Consider the following 25,370-nt stretch of genomic DNA (forward strand, 5'->3'; position numbering starts at 1 on the left):
GCAACGAATCGCAAGTCCCTCATGAACGAGGGGCTTGCTTTTTTTTTGATTGTATTACAGCAATTCCGAAAAGTCGAATGATCCGGCATTGACTATACCCTTTATTTCCCTATAATCATGGTAAAGGAGTGATTGTGTAATTGGCGGTTAACGGGAATCGGCTCATGTTGGATGAGCTGGACGACATGGCTCTCGGGACGGCATGCTTCAAGCCTCTTATCGATGCCTTCAAGGAAGTGCGCATTCAAGGCGGCGACGAAAGCAAGTTTTATGAAAATCTTACGGCCGGGCAGCAGACGTTATTTATTTTTCGAGTATACTACGATCACGTAAGCAAGTCTCCAGTCGATTTGTATTGGTGGAGCGCCTATTTCTATGCACAGCCTGCCAGATGGTCATCACTGAAGAGCAGATTGCATATGCTGAAGGATAACGAGATGATAACGCTGCTTCATGAAATCGAGCGAGAGCTCGCGATTAGGACTTACCCGCGAAGCCTGGTCGACTTTAAACCCGCAGCCAGCGATTTGGAGCAAGACTCCGACTTGTCCTTTCTGTTCAGCGCGTTATATGCCAGACTCCATTCCGTTACTTCATTAACAATTGAACGGCTTGCCCGGTACATTCGTCAGCACCCGCATGAGTTCATCCCTTTCATCGGTGAGGGTAACACCAGGGTGTATCAGCAATAACCAGGTTATTTACTCTCCATCCATATGACGAAACCGCCTGCGAGGGCGGTTTTTTGTTCAAATATAAGAAAGTATAAGTTTTCCTTCCTACTTTGCTTATATTTCTAAGGGAAGAAACTTGCATCGCCGCAGAGGACGGCGACAGCCGTTTCTTCTTGATCTGCCTGGTTTTGCATGTTGCATTGGCTTGATCAATCTTCCGTTGCTTCGTTCTTCGTTCATTCTCGATCAATCTTACCGACGAAAGGGTGCGATCATGATGGCTGAGATGGATACGAACCGCTTGACGGAAGCTCAGCGGCATGCGATACAGCATGTGCGGGCAGCGGCGAAGTCCAGGCGGGATCGGGACCGCCGCAGAACTGAAGCTATTCTATCACGTTCTGGGGTTCCGGGTGCCGCTTGGATGGATTCGGCTCTGTCTTGCATCGCCGCATATTGCTGCGTGACAGTCAACTTTCATCCGGATCGGGTGCTGCCCAGCGGCATTACGGTTATCGAGGGGCTTCTTCGCGAAGGCCGCTATCGCAGCCAGTTCGAAACCTTCGTCTCGAACGGAAGCCGGACTGCATATCCCGGAGGGGATCGCGACCGATGGGAGGAGTTGCTCTTCGGCGGTGCGTATCATACGCCCGATGTGCCCCATGATGAGAGACCGAAGTACGGTGCGCTCAATATAATGAATTATGGGGACGGCGCCGCCCCCCGATTTGGCTCTTGCTACCTCAAGCTGCGCCCGCAGGTCTCGGATCGCTGCACCTTTACGTTCGGCGACAGCCACTTGGGTCCGGAATGCATAGGAACGGGCGATATCTTCGAGCCGCTGCTTGCTTCGGTAGTGGATGTAATGGTGTCCGAACGCATGGCGCTTGGCACTCCCATTGCGGACCTGAAGTCGTTCACCGAACGGATTCTTCATCTGCAGACAACGGATGGATTGCCGTTCTCCGGTATTCCCGGACGGGCACTCGACAATTACATCGAAGCTCAAATTCATGGGGACATCGACCTGATGAATGATGTGGCGGCGCTTGTCGCAGACCCGTCCTTCGCCGGAACGGTGATCGGCGATGGGCTGTTGAGGCTGTGCTCTCATTACGGCATTGGCCTTTATTGGCACTCCGGATTCCAGCTGGAGACAGAAGCTGTGCCGGATGACTTTCGAGGCCCGGCAATGCCGCCTTTGGCCCGGCGGCTGGACCAGCAATTTACGAGTCCCGCAGGATTTGTCGATGCAGCGGCGATAGGCAGAGCCGCTGCATCCCTGCAGGCGCATCCTCAGCAATGGCGAGACTGGGGGTCGTACGAAGAGACTTTACAGCACTTGAAGCAGCTTTGGCATGTCCTTGTTCATTTCGGCAGGGCTTACGAGCGGGTGTGACAGCCGGTTCCAAATCACCACAATAGCATAATAATCGGGTATGGAAACGGTTTACGAAACCTTACCTGAATAAGGTATAATATACAAACGGTCAAAAATCGATATGGGTGGTCAGGATTCTTAAGGTATCAAACAAAATGGAGGCCATTATTGAACGAACGAGGTTGATTTAGCGGTTCTCCGGGCGTCAGGAGGAATGGGAATGGGCATAATTTTCACTTTTCTAAAGAAATACCGGGTTGCGGCAATTGTAGCTTTAGCCATGCTGCTGGTTGAGCTTAGCGTAGAGCTGGTTCAGCCCCTGATGATCTCGAAAATAATCGACGATGGAATCATGAAGCAGGATCTCTCCGTCGTGTGGCTCTGGGGCGGGGTGCTGACGGGGAGCGCCGTCTTCGCCTTCGCGTGCGGAATTGCAAGCTCCTTCTATGCTTCACATGCCAGCATGGGGTTCGGGTACGATCTCCGGGACAAGCTGTATGAGAAGATGCAGTCCTTCGCCTATCCGGTATTTAACCGGTTCGCGACCTCATCGCTGATTACCCGATTAACCGGCGATGTCAGCCAGGTGCAAGACTTGGTATTTATGAGCCTGCGCTTTATGACGCGCGTACCGCTCATTGTGACAGGCAGCATGATTATGGCGCTGATCGTTGATCTGAAGCTCGGGCTGCTGATGGCCATAACGGTTCCGTTTCTTCTCTTGTTCATCGCGTGGGTGATTAAGAAGTCGGCTGCGCTGTTCCGCACTGTCCAAGCCAGGCTCGACACCGTCAACGGCGTCATTCAAGAAAATCTGACGGGGATCAGGCTTATCCGGGTTTTTGTGCGAATGAGCCATGAAGTCGGCCGTTTCGCCCAAGCAAGCGCTAATTTAATGAGGGGAACGGTATCGGCGCTTCGTTTGACGGAAACGACCATGCCGTTTATTTATCTTATCGGCAATGCAGGGATCATCGCGATCCTGTGGTTCGGCCGGAGAGATATTGCAGCCGGCAGCGCCTCGGTAGGCGAAGTGGTTGCCGTGGTCAACTATTCCTTACGGACGATAGGAGCGTTGTCGGCCATCTCCTGGCTTGTCGTGTCCTTCTCGAAGGGAAGGGCTTCCGCCATACGGATCAACGAGGTGTTTGCCACTGACAACAATGCAGATGAGCACAAACGTGCTCCGCTTAATCTGCCGCGGATTCAAGGCCATGTCGAGTTCCAGCAGGTGGGCTTCCACTATCCGAATAACGGGATCAACGTGCTAGAAGAGATTTCCTTCACTGCCCGTCCCGGAGAACGGATCGCCATTCTGGGGGCAACAGGCTCCGGAAAAACGTCGCTCGTGCAGCTGATTACCCGCCTCTATGAGGAGAATGAAGGAACCGTAAGAATCGATGGAGCCGATGCCCGTAAGCTGGACGCTGCGGCGATTCGCGATGCAATCGGGTATGTCCCTCAGGAGGTGCTGCTCTTTACAGGCAGTGTGCGCGACAATATTGCTTGGGGGCAAGAGAACGCGACGATGGAGGAGATTCAGGAGGCCGCCAAGCGGGCTCAAATCCACGACACGATTATTCATTTGCCGCAAGGCTACGATACGATGCTTGGCCAGCGCGGAGTCAATCTATCCGGCGGGCAGAAGCAGCGCATCTCCATCGCCAGGGCGCTCGTCAGGAATCCATCCATTCTTATTCTCGACGACAGCACCAGTGCGCTTGACGTCAGGACGGAAGCCGCCTTGCTTAATTCGTTAACCGATCTGTCCTGCACAACATTCCTCGTCACGCAGAAAATAAGCTCTACGATGTCAGCCGATCTCATTCTGCTGCTGGACGAAGGACGGTTAATCGAGAAAGGCAGCCATGAAGCGCTATTATCCCGTTCGCCGCTGTATAGACAGATCTATCAATCGCAGTATGGAGAGGAGGCGCAGCATGTTCAAAGAGCTTATTGAGCCGTTTCGCCATCCGTCTCCACAGCTGAATCTTCGCGCGGCGAAGAATCAGGAAGGGCAGAAAGCGAAGGCGAAGGCCAAGAATTGGACGGTCACGCTTGGCCGGATATGGACCTATCTGGCCCGGCACCGAGGGAAGCTTACGCTGGTGCTGGCCATGGTGGTCCTCAGTTCGGCGCTTGCGCTGCTCGGACCCTATCTCATCGGCGTTGCGATCGATGATTACATCGAGGGTACGGGAGGTCCGTCCTGGATACAATTCCTGCTCGTCCTCTCATCGGTCTATATTCTGTTCTCGCTCGTGAGCTGGCTGCAAAATATATGGATGATCGGGATCGCGCAGGAGACGGTCTATCGGATGCGAACCGATCTGTTCGCCCATCTGCACCGGCTGCCGATCCCGTTCTACAGCAAACGCCAGCAGGGCGAAATCATGAGCCGCGTGACCAATGATATCGAGAATGTGAGCGGGACGCTGAACAGCTCGGCCATCCAAATCTTCTCCAGCGCGCTGACGTTGGTCGGAACGCTCTCCGTCATGCTATGGCTCAGCCCGCTCCTAACGCTGCTTACCTTTACCGTAGTTCCGCTCATGGCGCTCGGCATGCGCTGGATTACGCGCCGCACAGGTCCGCTGTTCAAGCAGCGGCAGCGCAACTTGGGCGAATTGAACGGCTACATCGAAGAGACGCTGTCCGGCCAGCGGGTCATTAAGGCCTTCTCGCAGGAAGAGCGGGTTATACGCGGTTTTACCGAGCGCAATGACCAAATCTATCGCTCGGGCTTCTGGGCGCTGACGATCTCAAGCTTCATTCCGAAGCTGATGAACGGCTTGAACAACTTCAGCTTCGCCATCATAGCCGGCATAGGCGGAATAATGGTGATCAAGGACTTCATTACCGTCGGGGTGATCATCATGTTTGTGGAATATGCGAGACAGTTTACAAGGCCTCTCAACGATCTGGCGAATCAGTGGAATACGTTATTATCCGCCATTGCTGGCGCCGAGCGGGTGTTCGAGGTGCTGGACGAGGATGTGGAGACCAAGGACGAAGGTACGGCCGTCACACTGGATCATGTTGCTGGAGCGGTGAGCTTCTCCAACGTCTCCTTCTCATACGAAGCAGGCGGCGCTACGCTTGAAGAGATCAACTTCGAGGCGAAGCCCGGCGAGATGATTGCGCTGGTCGGTCCGACAGGAGCCGGGAAGACGACGTTAATCCAGCTGCTCTCCCGTTTCTATGAGCCGAGCGGCGGTAAGATTACGATCGATGGCCGGGAATTGGCTTCAATCCGGCGAGAGAGCTTGCGCTCAAATATGGCCTTCGTTCTGCAGGACTCCTTCCTATTCGAAGGCACGATCCGGGAGAACATCCGGTATGGCAGGCTGAATGCGACCGATAGCGAGGTGGAGGCGGCGGCCAAGCTGGCAAATGCCCATTCCTTCATCGTTCGCTTCAAGGAAGGCTATGACAAACGGCTTAGCGCCGACGGGAGCGGCATCAGTCAGGGACAGAAGCAGCTGCTCGCGATCGCCCGCGCGATTCTGGCCGATCCGTCGATACTCGTCCTCGACGAAGCGACCAGCAGCATCGATACGATAACGGAGATCAAGATCCAGGAAGGACTGCAGCGGCTGATGAAAGGGAGGACGAGCTTCGTGATCGCGCACCGGCTCAATACGATCCGGAAGGCGGACCGAATCCTGGTGCTGAAGGATGGACGGCTGCTTGAGCAAGGGTCGCATGAAGAGCTGTTGAAACGGGAAGGCTTCTACAGCAGCTTGTACAAAGGGCAGCTCAAAGGCGAATCGATGGGGCTCGGAACATGATCGATTTGAAGTGAAGTGAAATGAAGTGAGGCTGTCCGGTCAACGGACAGCCTCTTTGTTTGGTGTGCAAATCTGATTGCAATCACATGGGACTGTCATAGAAAATATCCATTCTTCATAACTTGGGTGTGCGGATACATGAGACGTATACGGTCGGCAATCGGGATCAGTTCAATCCCTTGCCGGGCTCATCGCAGCGAGATCGTCAAGATCGAAATCAGACATCGAGCAGTCGGGGGCAATCAAGCCTGGGCGGAAAAATATTTCACCGTAAGGGCGGTCAAGCAGCGAGGGCGCATCGAAAATGGTTAACCCGAACCGTGTCCGCGGTAGGAGATGCCTTCGCGGAAGATGCGAATAAAAAAAGCTTGAGCGATCAAGCTTTTTATTCGCCCATTAATAAACTTCCGGTACGGAAGGCTCGCGCCCGCGTCGCATAAATCCAACATATTTCTCTTAAATCCAACTCGCTTTGCACTCGCTGTCATGGCTCCTTGTCCCTATTGTGATCAAGCCGATTGCTCTGATAAGATGGGGGATGAATTTGCCGCGTCATCCTAGTGATTCATTGCCTCAATCATCCCGCAGCATCCTCCCGCATCTCAAGATCGTACTCACAATACCCGCATTCTGGCAAGACTTACGATTCGAATGACAATTTGAATAGGGCCGAATGATCAATGTCTGTTTCTGCAGGAATCATACACGTATTTGCTGTGCCCTAAAGCTCGAATGGCCGCAACAATCCGGCACCCAGATTCGACAATCGACGGGAAACCGTTTATTTGCGTTTCATACCGGTACAGGCGATTAGCCTGACCACGAGGGGGAAGACGATGAAACTTCCAGGCCGACAATTAACGAAGAATGTTCAAAACTACGATGTCAAGCTGCTGCAACGGGCACTGGGCAAACTTAAGTTTACGGTATCCGAACAGGAGCATACGCTTGGCATACTCGGCGAGTCGACACAGCTAGCCGTTGCCGAATTTCAGAAGACGCATCGCCTGCAGCAAACCGGGGAGCTGGACGAACCAACGCTTGCGAAGCTGAAAGAAGCTATGGCTGCGAGAGAAGCCGGTAAGCCTGCACAGTCGGTAATCAAGCATCTGAAGGTCGATCATTTGAACGATATAACGCGGATTCGTTACCCGATGCGGCTTAATATGGCGAAGGATGCGGTCGAGGAGCTTCAGAAGTCGCTCAGCTTCCTGAAGATGGATATCGACATAAGCGAGGCTGAGCAGAAACGGTTTGGCAAAAGCACGATGGAAGCCGTCAGGAAGTTTCAAGAGAAGCACGGTCTTGCCGTAACGGGGGAGGTGGATCGCGGGACGGCGGAGAAGCTGAACCAGGTCATTCATGCCGGGAATCCCGCTCCGCCTGAACGGGAAACGGCATTCCGCATCCGCGGTTCCATTCGCAACGAGCTGTGGCAAGGACAGCAGGGCATCAAGGTTCAATTGTACGAAAAGTCGATCCGCGGCGAGAAGCTGTTAGGAGAACAGAAGTCGCTTGCCAACGGCTTCTACGATCTTAAATATGATCCGCCCATGAACGGCAAGCAGGTCAAGCCGGTTGTCGTCAAGCTCATTGATCCGCATGGGAATGTATTGAAGACGGAAACGATCGCCAATCCCGGTAATGTCGCATGGGTCAATTATACCGAAGGTAATCTGCCGTATGTCGGAAGTTCGGAGGTTGAGATACTGACTAAGGCGCTGAAGCCTGAGCTTGGCGAGCTGAAGCTGGAGCAGCTGGAGGAAAGCGCGGTCCATCAGGATCTGACGTACTTGGCTAAACATACGGGGAAATCGGCGGACGATATCATGAAGCTTGCGCTTGCCAGCCGGATGGGAGCCAAGAGCGGATTGGCGCCGGACGTGTGCTACGCTTTTCTGCGTCAGAACCTGCCGGTCAGCCTGCCGGGCGCATTGATCGAGAGCACGCAGCAGTGGCAGTTGATCGACCGTTTGGTCGACAATACGCTGGCCGGCGTTATTTTCATGGAGGAGGCGCTGCAGAAGCAGGCGATTGAATCGGCGATCCGAAGCAATTATGTTCCACGCACATGGCTGGCGAATCTCGACGCCGTTATCGCGCAGTTAAATCAACTGCGTACGGCTTATGCGCTGAATAGCGCTAATCTTAGCGGCAATGCCAGCTTGAAGACTATTCTTGAGAATTCCAAGCTGCCGGTTACCGGGTTCAACCGATTCTCCGAGCTGTATACGGCACATCGCGGGACGACGGGCGAGTTCTGGGTTGCCCTTGAGAACGAGGCGCAAACCTTCTCCGAACCGGTCTTAACCGACTTGAAGAAGACGTTTGCCGTCGCGGCTGTCGCGAAGAACCATATGCCGACGGTCAATTATATGAAGCAGATCGTTGCAGATCCCCGCGACTTGGCGAAGCTGAGCCATGAGGATTGGGTTGCGCATATTCAAGCCAACATCGCAAGAGGCGGACAGGGCTATCCCGACAATGTCGATGGCGCGAATCAGACGGAGAAAGTGAATGGATTCGCAGCGATTATGAAGAGTAAGACCGAGGATCTGTATCCGACCGAATCGTTCATGTCGGCGGCGGCCAGTCCTGTCGTCGCTTCGATTGAGCACGGCGACGAACTGGTGCGCATGAGCGATAAGCTGCCGGAATTCGACCTGCGCCGGACGAACATCGATCAATTCCTGAAGGAGAAGGGCGCTGAAGCCGCTCTGCGGGGAGAAGCGGTTGCGGAGCTGAAAATGATGCAGCGAGCATTCAAGATGGCCCCGAGCGTGAATACGGGAATTGGGCTGCTGAAGCAAAATTGGCATAGCTCGGCACATGTGTATTTTCAAGGCAAGAGCCGGTTCGCCGAGAAGTTCGCCGCGCAGGGCTTCACGAAGCTGGAGTCCAAGAAGGTCTATGATCTGGCTTCGCGGAACTATGCCATGCTGCTGGCCAAAGCAAGCGAGTATCGAGCCGAGTTCCAGCAAATGACACCCAGAGCGATATTGCCATGGACGGCGACGCAGGAGCAGCGGAAGCAGATCCAGGAATTCCCCAGTCTCGAGGCGCTGTTCGGCTCGCTGGATTATTGCGCGTGCAAGGATTGCCGCTCGGTGTACAGTCCCGCGGCCTATATGGTCGATATTCTCCGCTTTCTGAATGAGAAGGACGCGGTCAAGGCGGGCGAGAGCGCCAAGCACGTGCTGCTTCGAAGACGTCCGGATATCGGGGAACTGGAGCTCTCCTGCGGCAATACCAACATCGTTCTGCCCTATATCGACCTGGTGAACGAACTGCTGGAAGAGGCAGTCGCGCCGCCTCCGGCATTCGCTCCGTTTGGTCTTCCAATCGGATTGGCTGCATCGCTGGATGTGAAGGAGATAACGGCTCCGCTGCGAAATGCTTTCGTGCCTCCGCTCTCGAATGCGGCTTCAATCGAGGTGAAAGAAGCAGGCGCCAGATGGATGATTGCTGAATCTGCCTTCCGGTATCAAGTGAAGCTGAAGGACGGCGCGCTTCGCGTCATGTCCCGCAGCAGACAGACAACCGGTACTGCAGCGGAGCTTGCGGCTAATCCGCAATATGTCCATCATGATGCATACCTCAAGCTCCTGTCTCAAGTTTACCCATGGAACCTGCCGTTCCATCTCTGGCAGGAGGAGACGCGCGTCTATCTTGCTCATCTGGGCACAAGACGGGACCGCATGGCTGAAGCATTCTCAACGCATGACAAGCGTAATGCGATGTTGAACGATAAGCATTTCGCGCGGGAGTATCTCGGCCTGACACCCGTATCTTGGGCGGTCATAACGGGAAATCGCGCTACTGTCGATGGCGTGAATTTATCCGTTGTCCCACCCTGGGCGTTCTGGGGCTTTTCCTCAGAGACTGCATCGCTTACCGATCCGGTTGATCCGGATACGACGCTGACCGGCAAGTGGCATCAGCTGATCACAAGAGTGGATCTGCTGCTGAGGCGGTCCGGATTCATCGGGGGACAGAATGACACCGGCGGCGGTTATAAGAAATTGCTGGAGCTGCTCGATACGGATTATGTTAATCCGCCTGAGTCGCCTCATTCACCGGTTCGCCAGCTCGTCATCGAATCGCTGGATCCGGCAGATCCGCTGACCTGCACGCTCAGTAAGCTGGTGCTGAAAGCAGCCGCAGCTAACGCTGCCGAGCGCGAGCAGCGTATCGTTGCCGCATTCGACAGGATGCACCGCTTCGTCCGTCTGGCCGATGCGGCAGGTTACGGGTTCCGGGAGCTCGACCGCATCATGCGTGTATTGATGCAATCGGATGGAATAAGCGACCCATTCCTTATTCGGCTGTCGCATGTGAAGCGGCTGCAGCAGGAATGGAACGTTCCGCTATCCACGCTATTAAGCTGGTGGAACAGCATGGAGACGGTTACCTATAAGGCTATTGACGGAGAGCCGGTAGAATCGCCGCTGTATGACCGGCTATTTCGCAGCAAGGCGGTGTTGAACCCGCCGGATGAGGCGTTTGAGCTCAATAGCGCACGCACCGAGCTGCTTCATCCGCATTCGGCCGGGAATGCCAATCCGCTGACAGCCCATAAGCCTGCGCTATTGGCTGCCTTCGGATTAACCGAGCCGGACCTTCTGCTGCTTATGAAGAGTACTCAGGTCGCCGATGAGATGAATCTTGGCAATCTATCCATCCTGCATCGACATGTCTCGATGGCGAAGGCATTGAAAGTATCCATCCGGGATTATATAACGTTGCGCGAGCTATCCGCGATCGATTCGTTTGCGTTCCCGAACATCGCTTCGGCCATCGAATTCATGGAACAAGCCGATTATATCCGGCGCCAATCGGGATTGAGCGCAGCGGATCTTGACTGGCTGCTCCGGCATAAGCGTGCATCCGAATCGTCTGCCGCTCCAACCAACGGTCAAATCGGTTCGGTATTGCTTGAACTGCTTCGGGCGCTGCGCACCATTGCAGATGACAATACCGATGAAAGCGGCGCGGCCGATCCGAACGGGGACATCACGCGCAAAAAGCTGGAGCAGCTGGCGTGGAGCCCGGCGGTAACCGATCCGATCATGGCGATGCTGGGGGATGCCGCCGTGTTCGAGGCGCCGCTTGAAGCATTGCCTTCAGAGGCGGCGATCGACAATGATATCGGGGTCTATGAAGTGAACCTCCATGCGATGCCGCCGGGAATCGCGATTCCGGAATCGCTGCAGTCGCGGCTGCGTTATGACGGTACTATTCGTAAATTGCGCCTTACCATGGCGTTGAAGCCGGAAGAGAAGCGGCAGCTGCTGGATGCGTCGGCTGACGCTCCCTATCGGCAGGCGATCGAGGACCTCGATTCTGAAGCTGCAAGATTGCGCGGAGCGGTCGCTTATGATGCGGCAAGCAAGAAGCTGCGGATAACCGGCGTGATGACGGAGGTCCGCCGCGCGTACTTGATCGAGAAGTCTGCGGATGCCTCCTATCGGACGGCCGTTCAGCAGCTTTTCCAAGAACCAAGGTCCTTCGTAAGACGGAATTTGCGCAGCTTCCGGTTGACGCAGTATGCGGCTTTCCTCGAAGAGAAGCCTGCCGGACTCGTCATCCCGGCTGCGCTTCGTTCCAAGGTGTATTATGATGCGCAAGCAAGCCAGCTTCGATCGGCAGGGGCGATCGGAGCTGCGGAACGGTTGAAGCTGCTCGCCCTGTCATCCGACGAGAATTACGCACGCGCCGTCATGCAGCTTGAGGCTTGGCCGGATTCGGGGGGCTTCATCCAATCCAGCGTCTATCTCGGCGAGCTTCCAAGCAGTGTAGTCGTTCCCGCTGTGCTGCAGCCCAGAATGCATTACGACCAAGCTGCCAAGCAGCTGCGTTTTCTTGGCGTCATGACCGATGCGGAGAGGAATGTGCTCCTCTCGCTCGCGCAGCCGGGCGAGAACGCATACCGCTCGGCGGTCGAAGCGCTTCAGGACAAATCGATGGAGCCGCAGGCCGCGGAAGAGCCGTTCCTGACGGAAGGCGACATAACCGGCCTGTTCAACGGCAGCCTGACGCCGGCCGATCGCTACGTTTATGTACTCGCCAAGCTGCTGCCGCATATCCGAAGCTCGTTTAGCGAATTGACGGTCAAACAGAAGCTTAGTGAAGCGTTGAAGCTGGACAGCGCCATGACAGAGCTGCTGCTCACGCGATATGTTCAATCGCCTACGAATCCGGGAGCGGATCCGGCGGTGAGGCGTCCCGCAATCGCGGATTTTCTGGCTCCGTCCTTCGTGGAGAGCAGTCCGAATATGCGTCTTACGCCGGAAAGCCATCCAGCCGTGTTCCAAACCTACACGCTGCTGGTGAAAATTGCTTCTATCATCCATCGGTGGAAGCTGACGCCAGAGCTGTTAACGGTCGTTTGCGACAAAGCGACGGCCGGAGGATGGCTTCATCCCGGCAGTCTGCCGGTATCTGAAGGCGGAACGACTGCGGCGCAAGCTGCAGCCGCGTTCGCGGCATGGCTGAAGCTTAGCGCGTTCATGGAGGTGCGGGACCGCGTTCCGCTGACGAATGCCGAGCTGGCAGCGGTCATGACGACCATATTTGCCTTGGATAGCGGAGCATCCGAAGCCGAGAAGGCTGCCGCGAAGCGCAGCTGCCATGGCATGCTCGCGAAAGCTGTGGGATGGCCGGCTGCCGATCTTGGGCAATTGCTTGGCGAACCTGGCGATCTTGCGGATACCGGCATCCTCGGTATCGCCTTTCCGGCAGGTTACCGGGAGGGGGCAGCGCTTCTGCGCTTGAGCGAAGCGATGCTATGGTCGAAGAAGCTCGGCGTCGCGCCCGTGACAGCCAAATCCTGGACGAATTCGAACCCGGGTCCGCTGGAAGCCGCATCGCTGAAGCAATCGGTCAAGGCGAAGGTTGAGGACGGCCAGTGGCTTACGTTGGCCAAGGCGCTTAAGGATCCGCTGCGCGAGAAGCAGCGCGATGCCCTGGTATCTTATCTGATTGCGCATAACCCGCTTGCTTGGGATCATGTGAACGACCTGTATGCGTATTTCCTGCTGGACGTGGAGATGGGCGCGCAGCAGATGACGTCGCGCCTGAAGCAGGCGATCAGCTCCGTGCAGCTGTTTGTGCAGAGATGTCTGATGAATCTCGAAGGAAGCGAAGTGACCGCCAAGGAGACGGACGGATGGGATCAATGGAAGTGGATGAAGAATTACCGCATATGGGAGGCAAACCGCAAAGTTTTTCTCTATCCGGAGAACTGGACGGAGCCTGAGCTGCGTGACGACAAGTCGGAATTTTTCCAATCGCTTGAGAATGATATATCGCAGAATGATATTACCGAAGACCATGTCGAAGCTGCTTATCTGACCTATCTGGATAAGCTGGACGAAGTGGCACGGCTTGATATTTGCTCGATGTACCATGAGATTGAGGGCACCCGCAACATCGTTCATGTCCTCGCGAGAACCAAGGCGACGCCTTCGGTATATTACTACCGTCAATACATCGACAATAGCTACTGGACCGGTTGGGAGAAAATCGACCTGGAGCTGGAAACCGATCATGCGACGCTCGCGGTCCACAACCGGAAGCTGCATATTTTCTGGCCGGTCTTTACCGAGATGCTGCCTAAGCGTCATACTCAGCCGCCTGCAGTAGCGGAAAAATCGCCTAAGAGAGCGCCGGAATCACCTAAATATTGGGAAATTAAACTTGCCTGGTCCGTGAAGAGGAACGGTGCCTGGTCGCCGAAGAAAATATCGAAGCGAAAGCTCATCCATCCTTGGGAGCGTCCGACGACGTCGTACCACTTGAAGCCTCGCCTGCGCAGCGGATATCTATGGATGGATCTCTTTATCTCCACCTCGCTGGAATTCAACGATACGGAATTCTATTATCCGGAAGAGGACAAATGGGCGACGAAGACCAGTACCCGGTTCAACGAAACGACCCGCCCGTGGCATTCCTCTTCATTCGTCTATAACGGCGACGTCATCGATGTGTATATGAAGAATTTGACCGGCTCCGTGTCCGAGGGGATCAACCGGCACTTCGGCGAAGATGGACGCCTGATCAGGGTGCTCGGCTATTACGACCGCAGCCCTCACCAGCTGCTGCCTGCAGGCATGCATTACCGCAATACGCATCTGGTGAACAATACGCATGTGCTGAATCTGGACGATTTGAATGTGCTGACGAATCATGGGCTGCGCGTCGACGACGGAAGGCTGCTGGACAGCGCAAACGCGCCGTTCTCGCTTGTGATTACCCAGCAGGATATTCAGTTTGATTCGGCAAGCCGGCCGTTCTTCTATCAGGACCTTGAACGAGCTTACTTCATCAAGCCAATGATGGAGTATAAGGCGGGCAATTATTTTACAACCGATTTGCCTTCGGATCCGGGCAGTACGCCGTATCGTATCCGGTATACGATGTATCCGTTCTACCATCCATATACGACGCTGTTTATTCGCGAATTGAACCGGACGGGTATTCCGGGACTGCTGAGCCGCAAGGTCCAGACCGAGCCGCAGTCGATCCCGCCGGCGAATTCATTCGATTTTGTAAGTGAATATCGGCCCTTGGCAACGACGGCTCCGGGGGAAAGCGCAAGGAAGGAGATCGTCGATTTCTCCATCGGGGGCGCCTATGCGCTGTATAACTGGGAGCTGTTCTTTCATGCGCCGCTCATGATCGCGACAAGATTGAGCCAGAACCAGCGTTTCGAAGAGGCGATGAAGTGGTTTCATTATATCTTCGATCCCACATGCACCGATAATCAGCCTGTCCCGCAAAAATATTGGAAGATGAAGCCGTTCTACGAATATAATGCGACGGATTATCACAACCAGCGGATCGACAATCTGCTCAAGCTTGTCAATGCCGGAAGCCCGGAATACGAGAAGCAGGTGGAAATGTGGCGGGAGAACCCGTTCAAGCCGCATCTCATCGCCAGACTGCGGCCGATTGCCTACCAGCGGACCGTGGTGATGAAGTATATCGATAATCTCATTGCTTGGGCAGATCAGGAGTTCCGCAGAGACACGCTGGAATCGATTAACGAAGCGACGCTGCTGTACGTATTGGCCGGAGAAATATTAGGCAGGCGTCCGCAGCGTGTCCCTTCGGCCTACTCGGTCGAAGATATGACTTATGCGGAGCTGGAGTCGAAGCTGGATGCGTTCGGCAATGCCTTGGTCGAGGTTGAGAATCTGCTGCCGCCTTCCGTGCAGATGACGCCTGGCAGCGGCGGGGCCGAACAGCTCCCGAGGATGGAGACGTTCTACTTTGGCATCCCGCATAACGATAAGCTGGTGGAGTACTGGGATACGGTGGAGGACCGGCTGTTCAAGATCCGCCACAGCCTCAACATCGACGGAAAATTCCGTCAGCTTCCGTTGTTCGAGCCGCCGATCGATCCCGCGCTGCTCGTGAAAGCGGCGGCCGCCGGCGTCGATATCGGCAGTGTTCTGAATGATCTGAATGCGCCGCATCCGAACTATCGCTTCCCGATCATGTTAGAGAAGGCAAAGCAGCTGTGCGAAGAAGTGAAGTCGCTCGGTTCTCAGCTGCTCGCCGTGCTGGAGAAGAGCGACGCCGAAGAGATGGCTCTGCTGCGCATGTCTCATGAGATTAAGCTGCTGGAGCAAATCCGGGATGTGAAGGCGCAGGCGGTGAAGGAGCAGGAGGCGACGCTTGCAAGTCTCGGGAAATCGAGGGAGGCCGCCGATCAGAAGATCGCTTATTATACGAACTTACCGTTCATGAACGCATGGGAAATTACCGCTCTGTCTCTCTCCGGCGCATCGACGCTATTGGATACGGCCATTGCGGCGGGCTATATCATGGCGGGAGGCTTGAAGCTCATCCCGAACTTCACGATCGGCGCGTCCGGCTTCGGCGGTTCGCCGACGGCGACTGCGGAGACTGGCGGCGATAAGATTGGCGATGCCGCAGAGAATGCGGTGAAGACGATGTCGGCGATATCCAACGCGCTTGATAAGATGGCCAGCATGGCTTCGACGGTAGGGAGCTATCAGCGCCGCAAGGAAGAGTGGGATCATCAGAAGGAGCTCGCGGTTACCGAAGGGGCGCAGATCGATCAGCAAATGGAAGCTGCGCGCATCCGGATCGCAGTGGCTCTGCGTGAGCTTGGCAATCATGACCTGCAGACCGAGCAAGCCTTATCGGTACAGCAGTTCATGCACAGCAAATATACGAATGCGGAGCTGTACCATTGGATGAAAGGGCAGATTGCAACTCTGTACTTCCAAAGTTATCAGCTGGCCTATGATATCGCGAAACGCGCGGAGAAAGCGTTCCGGTATGAGCTGGGACTGCAGGACTCCTCCTATATCCAGTTCGGCCATTGGGACAGCTTGAAGAAAGGGCTTCTTGCCGGCGATAAGCTGGCCCATGATTTGAACCGTCTGGATGCGGCTTATTATGAGCAGAACGCACGGCAGCTGGAAATCGTCAAGCATGTGTCGCTGGCCGTCACAGCGCCATTCAGCTTAATGAAGCTTAAGGAGACCGGAGCCTGTCTGGTCGAATTGCCGGAGTGGCTGTTCGATCTGGATTATCCGGGGCATTACATGCGTCGCTTGAAATCGGTCGGCATCAGCATTCCATGCGTAACCGGTCCGCTTACGAGTGTGAACTGCACGCTCTCGCTCGTAAGCAGCAGCACCAGAATCAGCGGTACGGCGGGAAGCGCTTATGTCCGTACCGGCATCGAGGATAGCCGGTTTACGGATCAGTATGGAATGTCAAGGGCGATTGCAACGAGCAGCGGAGATCATGATAGCGGGGTGTTTGAGTTGAATTTCAAGGATGAACGGTATTTGCCGTTCGAAGGTGCGGGTGCGGTCAGCCTGTGGCGAATTGAGATGCCGCATGATTGCAACGCCATCGATTTCAAGGCGGTATCGGATGTCGTGATGCATGTCCATTACACGGCCCGTGACGGCGGGGCGGCGCTCGCCTCGGCAGCCCGCGGCGGATTGCAGACGATCCTCCCGCAGCAGGGCGTTCGCATCTTTAATATGAAGCAGGAATTTCCAAGCGAATGGTACCGGTTCCTCCATCCGGTTCAGCAGGGAGCGGACCAGCAGCTGAATGTTACCTTCGAGGGCAAGCATGTACCGTTCTTTGACCGCAATAAAGAAGTCAGGGTAACCGCGCTTCATGTCATTGCTCCTTGCAAGGGCGATACAGGATATACGCTGTCGTTTCTGCCGCCTTCTGCGGCGGGCATGGATACAATGACGCTTGCGCAGGATTATTCATACGGTACGGCTCATCATGGCGAGAAGGCCTTTGCATCCGGCAGCGAGCCTGTGCTTAAGGGAGCCTGGACATTCAAGCTGAAGGCGGACGATGCCGAGAACGACCGCTCCCTTCAGCCCGACGATGTAGACGGCGTGTATTTGATTGTTCAATACCGGACGAATTAATAGAGCAGTTATGATCTGAAGTGTTAGTGCCCCGAATCAGGTTGAATTTGTCGGTCTGACGGCCTGGAAACCTGATTCGGGGCATCTCTGAATAAGGGGGCCAGTGAGAATGGTCATGGAACGAGTGATCGACGGCATGGTGCAGAGCGTTGTCAAGCATTGCAATCCCGAGCAGATCGTCCTGTTCGGCTCCTGCGCCAAAGGAACGTTCAGGCAAGACAGCGATATCGACCTGCTTATTCTGCTCGATACCGATGTTCCCCGCCCGTATCGGGCTATTGAACTGAAGCAGCTTTTTCTGGAGTATCCGGTTGCAGTGGATCTGGTTATCCTCACCCCCGAGGAGTACGAGGAGGAGCGCAGGAAGCCGTATTCATTCGCTTATTCCGTCTCGCTCTCCGGGCGTGTCCTATACGAGAAGCAGAATGCGGATTCGGCCGCACGCTGAAGGCGATACGATGGAGGGGTAAGTCATGGGAGATGAAAGGAAGACGAGCGGGAGCTCCGAAGAGACGGCGGCTCTGTCCGCCCCTTCGATTACCTTGCCCAAGGGCGGAGGCGCGATACGAGGCATCGCCGAGAAATTCGCCGCCAATACGGTAACCGGGAGCGGATCCATGACGGTGCCGCTCGCCGTAAGTCCGACCCGCTCGGGATTTGGGCCTGAGCTTGCGCTGACGCATGACTCCGGAGCCGGCAACGGCCTCTTCGGTTACGGCTGGTCGTTATCGATCCCCGCCATTACCCGCAAGACGGATGGGGGCTTGCCCCAATACCGGGACCATGAAGAGTCTGACCTGTATATTATGTCGGGCGTGGAGGATTTAGTCCCCGTGCTAATGGCGGATAGCAGCCGGCATAAGTACTATAACGAAGCGGAGGGCTTCGTCATTCACCGTTATCGTCCGCGGATCGAAGGCCTTTTCGCCCGGATCGAACGATGGACGGAAACAGCAACAGGACGCATTCATTGGCGGTCGATCACTGGCGATAATATAACCGCCGTATATGGCAAGACGGACAACAGCCGGATTGCCGATCCGGAAGATCCGCAGCGCGTTTGTTCGTGGCTGATATCCGAAAGCTACGACGATAAAGGCAATGCGATTCTATACGAGTACGCAGCCGAGAACGATATGAATATCGACCGGTCGCTGATCAGCGAGAGCGGCCGTGACTGTACCGCGAACCGTTATGTGAAGCGAGTTCACTATGGGAACAAGGTTTCGCGTTTCATCCAGCCCGATCTGTCTACGATGGAATGGATGTTCGAGGTCGTCTTCGATTATGACGAGAATCATTGTGAAGAAGCCGATGGGACGAATCATTCGTCTCTTGATGACGGCTCGGAGCTGCTGATGCGCGCATCCTCATCGCCGGGCCGTTCTTGGGCAGCCCGCCTGGATCCGATGTCGTCCTACCGGTCCGGCTTCGAGGTGCGCACCTACCGCCGCTGCCGCATGATGCTGATGTTTCACCGGTTCGATGAATTGGGAAGCGAACCGTACCTGGTGCGGTCGACTGCGTTTGATTATGCGGATTTCGATTATTCGCAGCCGTTCACAGCGAAGGAGGAGCTTGCGCATCAAGGCAGCACGCGGTTCGCATCATTCCTGTGCGCGATTGTTGAGGCAGGCTATATTCGTGACGACAAGATTGAAGCAATCGTAAAGGGCGGCGCCCGATATATGGCGTATCGCCGGAAATTAATGCCGCCGCTTGAGTTCGAATACAGCAAGGCGGCAGTGGACGGCATGATTCGCGAGCTCGATGGCGATAGTCTGGATAATTTGCCTGCAGGCTTATTCGATGCGGCAAGTCAGTGGGTGGATCTGGACGGAGAAGGCATAGCGGGTGTCCTCACGGAACAAGCGGATAACTGGTATTACAAGCCGAATCTGGGCGGCGGCCGTTTCGGACCGCAGCAAGCTCTTGCCGCGCAGCACTCGCTTGCGGATCTTAGAAGCGGCCGCGAGCTGCTTCTGGATCTTAACGGCAACGGGCAGATGGATGTGGTGCGGCTGTCCGGACAGACCTCGGGGTACACGGAGCGTTCGCAGGACGGGAATTGGGAGCCGTTCAAAGGCTTTGCGCAGTGGCCGAACCTCCCTTGGCAGGAGAAGAATCTGCGGTTCATCGACTTGAACGGGGATGGTCTTGCCGATGTGCTGCTCAGCGAGCAACATGCGTTCACCTGGTATCCCTCGCTTGGCGAAGAGGGCTTCGGCGCAGCAATCAAGGCCGAACCGCCGCTTGACGAAGAACGCGGCATACGGCTGCTATTGTCCGACGATACGCAGTCCATCTACCTGGCCGATATGTGCGGCGACGGATTGACCGATATCGTACGGATCCGCAATGGCGTGATTTGTTATTGGCCGAATCTGGGTTATGGCCGATTCGGTTCCAAGGTGACGATGGATCATGCGCCATGGTTCGATTATCCCGACCAATTCAATCCTAGCCGCATCCTACTGTGCGATATCGACGGTTCCGGTCTCACTGACGTGATCTATATGAACGCCGGGGGAATCCATCTCTATTTCAACCAATCCGGCAACCGCTGGAGCGACTCCTGCCTGCTGACTCACCTTGCTGCCCCGGATCATCTTTCATCCCTGACTGCCGTCGATTTGCTGGGGAATGGGACATCATGTCTGGTGTGGTCGTCCCCGCTGCCGAGTCATTCCCGCCGGCCCCTATGCTATATCGATCTGATGGGTGGAAGCAAACCGCACTTGCTGGTAAGATCGAGCAATAATTTCGGGGCGGAAACGCGTGTCAGCTACGTTTCGTCGACGACCTTCTATCTCGCTGACAAGGGGGCTGGACGTCCTTGGGTTACAAAGCTGCCGTTTCCCGTTCAAGTGGTTGCCCGCGTGGAGAAATATGATCACGTCGGCCGCAGCCGATTTACCACTCACTATACGTACCATCACGGATACTATGACGGCAAGGAACGCGAATTTCGCGGTTTCGGCATGGTCGAGCAGCGTGATTCGGAGGATTACGAGGATTATGCTGCCGGCGAGACGAACAGCGGAGGAAACGGGGAGCTGGCACCTGAATTCTATCAGCCGCCGGTGACCACCCGCACGTGGTTCCATACCGGGGCATCCATCGGGCAGGACCGAATCATGCATCAGCTGCACAGCGAATATTACTTGAACGCCCCTTATGTTCCGGCGTCCAAGCTGCCGGAGGATCTGGAGGATTCAGAATGGGAGGAATGCCTGCGGGCGTTGAAGGGCTTGCCGCTGCGCCAGGAAATTTACAGCTTCGACGGGTCTGAGGTGCAGGAGCATCCCTACCGCATCGTGGAGTACAACTATGAGATCAAGCGAATCCAGCCCCGCGGCGGGCAGCCTTATGCGGTCTTTCTTCCCGTAGGCAGCGAAACGGTCACGCTTGATTGCGAACGCAATCCAGGAGATCCGCATATATCCCATCAACTGAACCTGCTCATGGATCGGACGGGGCATGTTCTTCAATCCTGCACGGTGGTATATGGTCGCCAAACCGCGGACTCTGTACTGCCGGCCGAAGTTACCCGCGATCAGCAGAGACTGCATATCGTATGCCGCGTCATTGATTATACGGCAGAGATCGATCGGGAAGCGCCGGCAGACTATCGGCGGAAAGCGTCGTATGCTTCCAGAAGCTACGAGCTGACAGGACTTGTACCGGCGGAGAAGCTTTTTACAATAAATGAGATTCGGGGCGCTCTGAACGATGCGGAGGAGGCGCCATACGATGAAGAAGTGAGTCTTGGCTCTTCGAAGAAGCGTCTGATGACGCACAACCGGGTTTCGTTCATGGATAATCAATTGAATCGTCTGCCGTTCGGGGAGCGGGATACGCTGGGACTCGTATATGAAAGCTATCGCCTTGCTTTCACGTCAGAGGTGCTGGATGTACAGTATGCGGGCAACGTAACGCCGGCCGAGCTGGGGCAGGCGGGATATGTACAGCTAGACGGCGAACCCGGCTGGTGGATTCCGTCGGGAACGGCAATCTACCCGGTGAATCCTGCGGATCATTATTATGCATCCATCGGAACGAAGGATCCGCTTGGGATGGAGTCGATCGCTTCCTTCGACCGATACGACATGCTCATGGAGCAGGTGCAGGTCAAGCAGGCGTCATGGAACGTTATCCGTGCCCATAACGATTACCGGACGCTCAGCCCTTCGACGGTCATCGATCCGAACGGTAACCGTTCAGCTGTCGAGGTCGATTCGCTGGGGATGGTTGTGGGGACGGCTTTCATGGGCAAATCCGAAGATGGAGATGGCGATACGCTGGCCGATCCGACGATCCGTCTCGAATACAGCCTCTTTCAATGGAGGAAGGAGCGAAAGCCCAACTTCGTTCATGTGTTTGCCCGCGAGCGGCACGGGGCGGCCAACCCGAGATGGCAGGAGAGCTATGTCTACTCGAGCGGAAGCGGAACGATTGCGATGATGAAAGCCCAAGCTCATCCGGGGAAGGCGCTGCAGCTTTCGGATGAAGGCGTTGCTGTCCTGGCGGATGTAGATCCGAGGTGGGTAGGCAGCGGGCGGACGGTTCGCAATAACAAGGGGAGCCCTGTCAAACAATACGAGCCTTATTTTAGCGCGACAGCGAAGTACGAGGATGAGAAGGAGCTGCGCGAAATCGGCGTAACGCCTCACATGTTCTACGATGCGATCGGCAGGAAAATCAGGACGGTCTATCCCGACGGCACGTTGTCGAGGGTGGAATTCGACTGCTGGAGCCGTACAGCTTATGACAGGAATGATACGGTTCTGGAGAGCAGGTGGTTCTCCGACCGCGGCAGCCCGGATCCGGCGAACGAGCCGGAGCCGATTCATGACCCGCAGAGGCGGGCGGCATGGCTGACCGCGAAGCACGCCAACACGCCAGGCATCACGTATCTCGACAGCCTGGGCCGTTCCGTGTACTCTGTGTCCGATTATGGGGAAGGCAAGACGGCGGCCGTACGCTCGGAGAGCGACTTATCGGGCAGGTTCTCCCGGTTGATCGATCCATTGGGGCGCGAAGCGGCAAGCGGATTCAACGGCATGAGCGGGATACCGGTGTGGAGCGACAGCGCGGAGAGAGGGCGCCGGTGGAGCTTCTTGAATGTAATGGGCTCGCTGGTCAAATTATGGGATCAGCATGGACGCAAGTTCCGTACCGAATACGATACCTTGCACCGGGCGGTTGGTATTTTCACGCAAGAGACCGGTAGTGAGGAGCGATTATTCCGGTTCATCCTGTACGGTGACCGTCATCCCGATGCCCGGCGGCTTAATTTGCTTGGCGTAACTCATCAAATCTACGATCAAGCGGGCAGGATCGAGGTTCCGGAAGCCGACTTCAAGGGCAATCCGAAGCGTGTGGAGCGAACTTTGGCGAAAGATTACAAGGGGACGCCGGATTGGAAAGCAGCTTACGGGCAAGCCGATTATCATGCCGTTACAGCCGCGGCCGGCTCAACCTTGAACTTGGGTGAGGTGTTTGCTTCCTCAACCGAGTACGATGCCTTGAACCGTCCGGTTCGGATGGAGCTGCCGGATGGATCTGTCGTACTCCCCGAATATAATGAAGGGAACTTCTGGGAGAAGGTTCGCGTGCAAATTCAGGGGCAAGGCGACTGGAGCGAATTTCTGAAGAGCCAGGATTACGATGCGAAGGGAAGACGGCTGTCAGCAAGATTCGGCAATGACATCGAAACCCGCTATGAATACGATCCCGAATCGCTCCGCATGACCGGCATGCTTGCTTATCGGGAAGGGAATGATCCCGGGCTTCATGCCTTGCAAAATTTGCGGTTTACCTTCGATCCGGCCGGCAACCTAACCCATGCGGCGGACTATGCTCAGCAGACCCATTATTTCAACAATGCCGTAGTCAAACCGGAATACCGGTATGAATATGATGCGATTTATCAATTGATCTACGCAACGGGCAGAGAGCATGCTGGCCTGGCCAATGATGCGATCCGCAGCGAAAGCGATCTTGACTACAGGCAGCAGCTGCCCGATTTCAACCAGGCCGAGGCGCTGCGAACGTATACGGAGGAATATGAGTACGATCTCCTTGGCAACATGACGGTCATGCGGCACCGGTACAAAACGCAAGCGGGGGTAGGCAACGGCTGGACGCGGCACTACCGGTATATTCATGAGGAGCATCCGGCCGATCGTACGAACCGGTTGAGTTCTACAAGTCTCCCCGGAGATGGCGAAGCAGGACCTTACAGCGCATCCTATCACTATGATGCCTATGGCAACATGACCCGAATGCCGCATCTTCAAGCCCTCGTCTGGAATTGCTTGGATCAGCTGAGTGAGGTGGATTTGGGCGGGGGCGGCAAGGCCTATTATGTCTGCGATTCGGGAGGGCAGCGGATTCGCAAGGTCATTGAACGCCCGGGCGGCGCGATTACCGAACGTATCTATCTGGGTGCTGTCGAGATCTACCGCGAACGATCGCAAGATGCCATCCATCTGGAACGCATATCGCTCACCGTATCTGACGATACAGGGCCAATCGCACAGGTGGACACGAAGACGAGGGATGACCGCGGACGGGACCCGGCGAATCCGTTGAACATGCCATTGATCCGGTATCAGCACGGCAATATGATAGGATCGGCTGTCATTGAGACCGATACGAACGGGGGCATTATTTCATATGAAGAATATCACCCCTTCGGCACCTCAGCCTACCGTTCAGCCAAGCCGGGCTACGACATCAGTCTGAAGCGTTACCGGTTCTGCGGCAAGGAACGCGATGACGAAACCGGACTGTACTACTATGGAGCCCGGTATTATGCGCCATGGTTAGGGAGATGGTCAAGCGCGGACCCTGCAGGATTCGCAGATGGCGTGAATCTCTATATCTATTGCCGCAACAGTCCGGTTGCCCATACTGACCCTCATGGGTTAACGACAAGGGATATTCCCGGCACATCCAACGATCACTTGACCGAAAAGTCGACGCCGGCAGACCGGGAAGCATTCGCCAGACGGCACGGCTTCCGGATCGTTGACCCGCATCCCGAACAGCAGCGTTGGACCGGGTCTAAGTGGGAGCTTAGTCCGGAAGGCCGGTTCGAGCGAATCCGCCCAGGCGAGGAAAGCGGAGGCGGTTCAGGAGGGGCAACGGCGAACGAAGCTCCGGTAAGCACACCGCCGCCGGAACCGGCAGAGGAGCCGCCATCAGCCCCGCCGCCGGAAGAGCAGTCGGCGGATGGCGGAGAGTCCCCGGCGGAGCCCGCTGAGGAAACGCCTGAAGGCTCGGGTGAAGCAAGCGAAGGCTCCGGCGAGAGAAGCTTCTTCACGAGCAGCTTCTTCAAAGGGTTAGTCGTCGGCGTTGCCGTTACGGCTGCAGTAATCGCCGTTGTCGCAACCGGCGGCGCTGCCTTGGCGGTCATCGCCCCAGCCGCTTCCGCCGCAATCTCCGCTTCAGGAGTAGGAACGGCGCTGGCGGTAGCCGGCGGCGTGTTAACGGCTGCGAACATCACCCAATCGATCCGTCAGCGGGATTTGATGAACAATCCGATCTCGGAAGAACAAGCGAATTACAATCTCGGGCTCGGAATCGGTTCCTTGGCGGGCGGTGCGCTGGCCAAACCGATTACCTCGGCTGTTACGCCGATCGGAAGAGGATTAGGGCAAGGATTCAGCAAATTTGGCGAGAATATGTCCAACGGGTTGTTAGTACCCGCAGTTCCGATGGGGCCGACGGGCGGCGCCATATCGGTGCCGGTAAGCGGAAGCGTAACCTCAACCTCGGCCGTAACCGCGGCTGGCGTAGGCGTGGGCGCGAACGTGCTGATGATGTCTCGGGGGGGCGATGACGACGACGGGCCTTCCTTCGAGAGGACATCCGGAGGGGGAAGGAATCGGCCGCGGGGCAATCAGATGCAGAACAAGCAGTTTAATGATATTGTCAAGAAGTACGGACTATCGAAGGATGAGAGGCAGCAGCTCCACCGGGCCATACAAGGCGAAGATCTGGATTACCACGGATTGGAGGAAGCGGTTCGCATGCTGTTTCCTCATAAATTCCCATAAATTCTAGCAGGAGGAAA

General features: G+C 55.7%; 8 protein-coding genes. All 8 read left to right on the plus strand.

Annotation, left to right across the window (positions count from 1 at the left end):
* The first annotated feature begins 140 nt into the window (after positions 1-140).
* The 8 genes from L1F29_RS14255 to L1F29_RS14290 all read left to right on the plus strand — a co-directional run bounded on the left by L1F29_RS14255 (position 141) and on the right by L1F29_RS14290 (position 25,353).
* Positions 141-692 (plus strand): OTU domain-containing protein, encoded by a 552-nt coding sequence (locus L1F29_RS14255; RefSeq protein WP_258388963.1) that lies wholly within the window; start codon positions 141-143, stop codon positions 690-692.
* Between the two features lie 259 nt (positions 693-951).
* Complete coding sequence (locus L1F29_RS14260; RefSeq protein ID WP_258388964.1) at positions 952-2,073, plus strand: DUF3626 domain-containing protein; 1,122 nt, start codon at positions 952-954, stop codon at positions 2,071-2,073.
* A 202-nt stretch (positions 2,074-2,275) separates the two neighbouring features.
* The gene (locus L1F29_RS14265; RefSeq protein ID WP_258388965.1) at positions 2,276-4,015 is read left to right on the plus strand and encodes an ABC transporter ATP-binding protein; all 1,740 of its coding nucleotides are present in this window, start codon (positions 2,276-2,278) and stop codon (positions 4,013-4,015) included.
* Positions 3,996-5,846, plus strand: a complete 1,851-nt coding sequence (locus L1F29_RS14270) for an ABC transporter ATP-binding protein (protein WP_258388966.1) — start codon at positions 3,996-3,998, stop codon at positions 5,844-5,846. Before L1F29_RS14265 ends, L1F29_RS14270 begins: the two co-directional genes overlap by 20 nt.
* A gap of 138 nt (positions 5,847-5,984) precedes the next feature.
* Positions 5,985-6,158 carry a hypothetical protein gene (locus L1F29_RS14275; protein ID WP_258388967.1) on the plus strand — a complete coding sequence of 58 codons (174 nt, stop codon included), beginning with the start codon at positions 5,985-5,987 and terminating at the stop codon, positions 6,156-6,158.
* 524 nt (positions 6,159-6,682) lie between these two features.
* Entirely contained in the window at positions 6,683-17,287 is a 10,605-nt protein-coding gene (locus L1F29_RS14280; protein WP_258388968.1) for a Tc toxin subunit A-related protein, read from the plus strand.
* A gap of 109 nt (positions 17,288-17,396) precedes the next feature.
* The gene (locus tag L1F29_RS14285; RefSeq protein ID WP_258388969.1) at positions 17,397-17,735 is read left to right on the plus strand and encodes a nucleotidyltransferase domain-containing protein; all 339 of its coding nucleotides are present in this window, start codon (positions 17,397-17,399) and stop codon (positions 17,733-17,735) included.
* Between the two features lie 25 nt (positions 17,736-17,760).
* Positions 17,761-25,353 (plus strand): SpvB/TcaC N-terminal domain-containing protein, encoded by a 7,593-nt coding sequence (locus L1F29_RS14290; protein WP_258388970.1) that lies wholly within the window; start codon positions 17,761-17,763, stop codon positions 25,351-25,353.
* The last annotated feature ends 17 nt before the right edge of the window (positions 25,354-25,370 follow it).

This window comes from Paenibacillus spongiae, from assembly GCF_024734895.1.
Classification (GTDB): domain Bacteria; phylum Bacillota; class Bacilli; order Paenibacillales; family Paenibacillaceae; genus Paenibacillus_Z; species Paenibacillus_Z spongiae.

Bases quoted from the DNA above. Each gene is read 5' to 3' on its own strand.
- L1F29_RS14260 (WP_258388964.1), top strand. From the start codon at position 952: ATGGCTGAGATGGATACGAACCGCTTGACGGAAGCTCAGCGGCATGCG.
- L1F29_RS14265 (WP_258388965.1), top strand. From the start codon at position 2,276: ATGGGCATAATTTTCACTTTTCTAAAGAAATACCGGGTTGCGGCAATT.
- L1F29_RS14270 (WP_258388966.1), top strand. From the start codon at position 3,996: ATGTTCAAAGAGCTTATTGAGCCGTTTCGCCATCCGTCTCCACAGCTG.
- L1F29_RS14275 (WP_258388967.1), top strand. From the start codon at position 5,985: ATGAGACGTATACGGTCGGCAATCGGGATCAGTTCAATCCCTTGCCGG.
- L1F29_RS14280 (WP_258388968.1), top strand. From the start codon at position 6,683: ATGAAACTTCCAGGCCGACAATTAACGAAGAATGTTCAAAACTACGAT.
- L1F29_RS14285 (WP_258388969.1), top strand. From the start codon at position 17,397: ATGGTCATGGAACGAGTGATCGACGGCATGGTGCAGAGCGTTGTCAAG.
- L1F29_RS14290 (WP_258388970.1), top strand. From the start codon at position 17,761: ATGGGAGATGAAAGGAAGACGAGCGGGAGCTCCGAAGAGACGGCGGCT.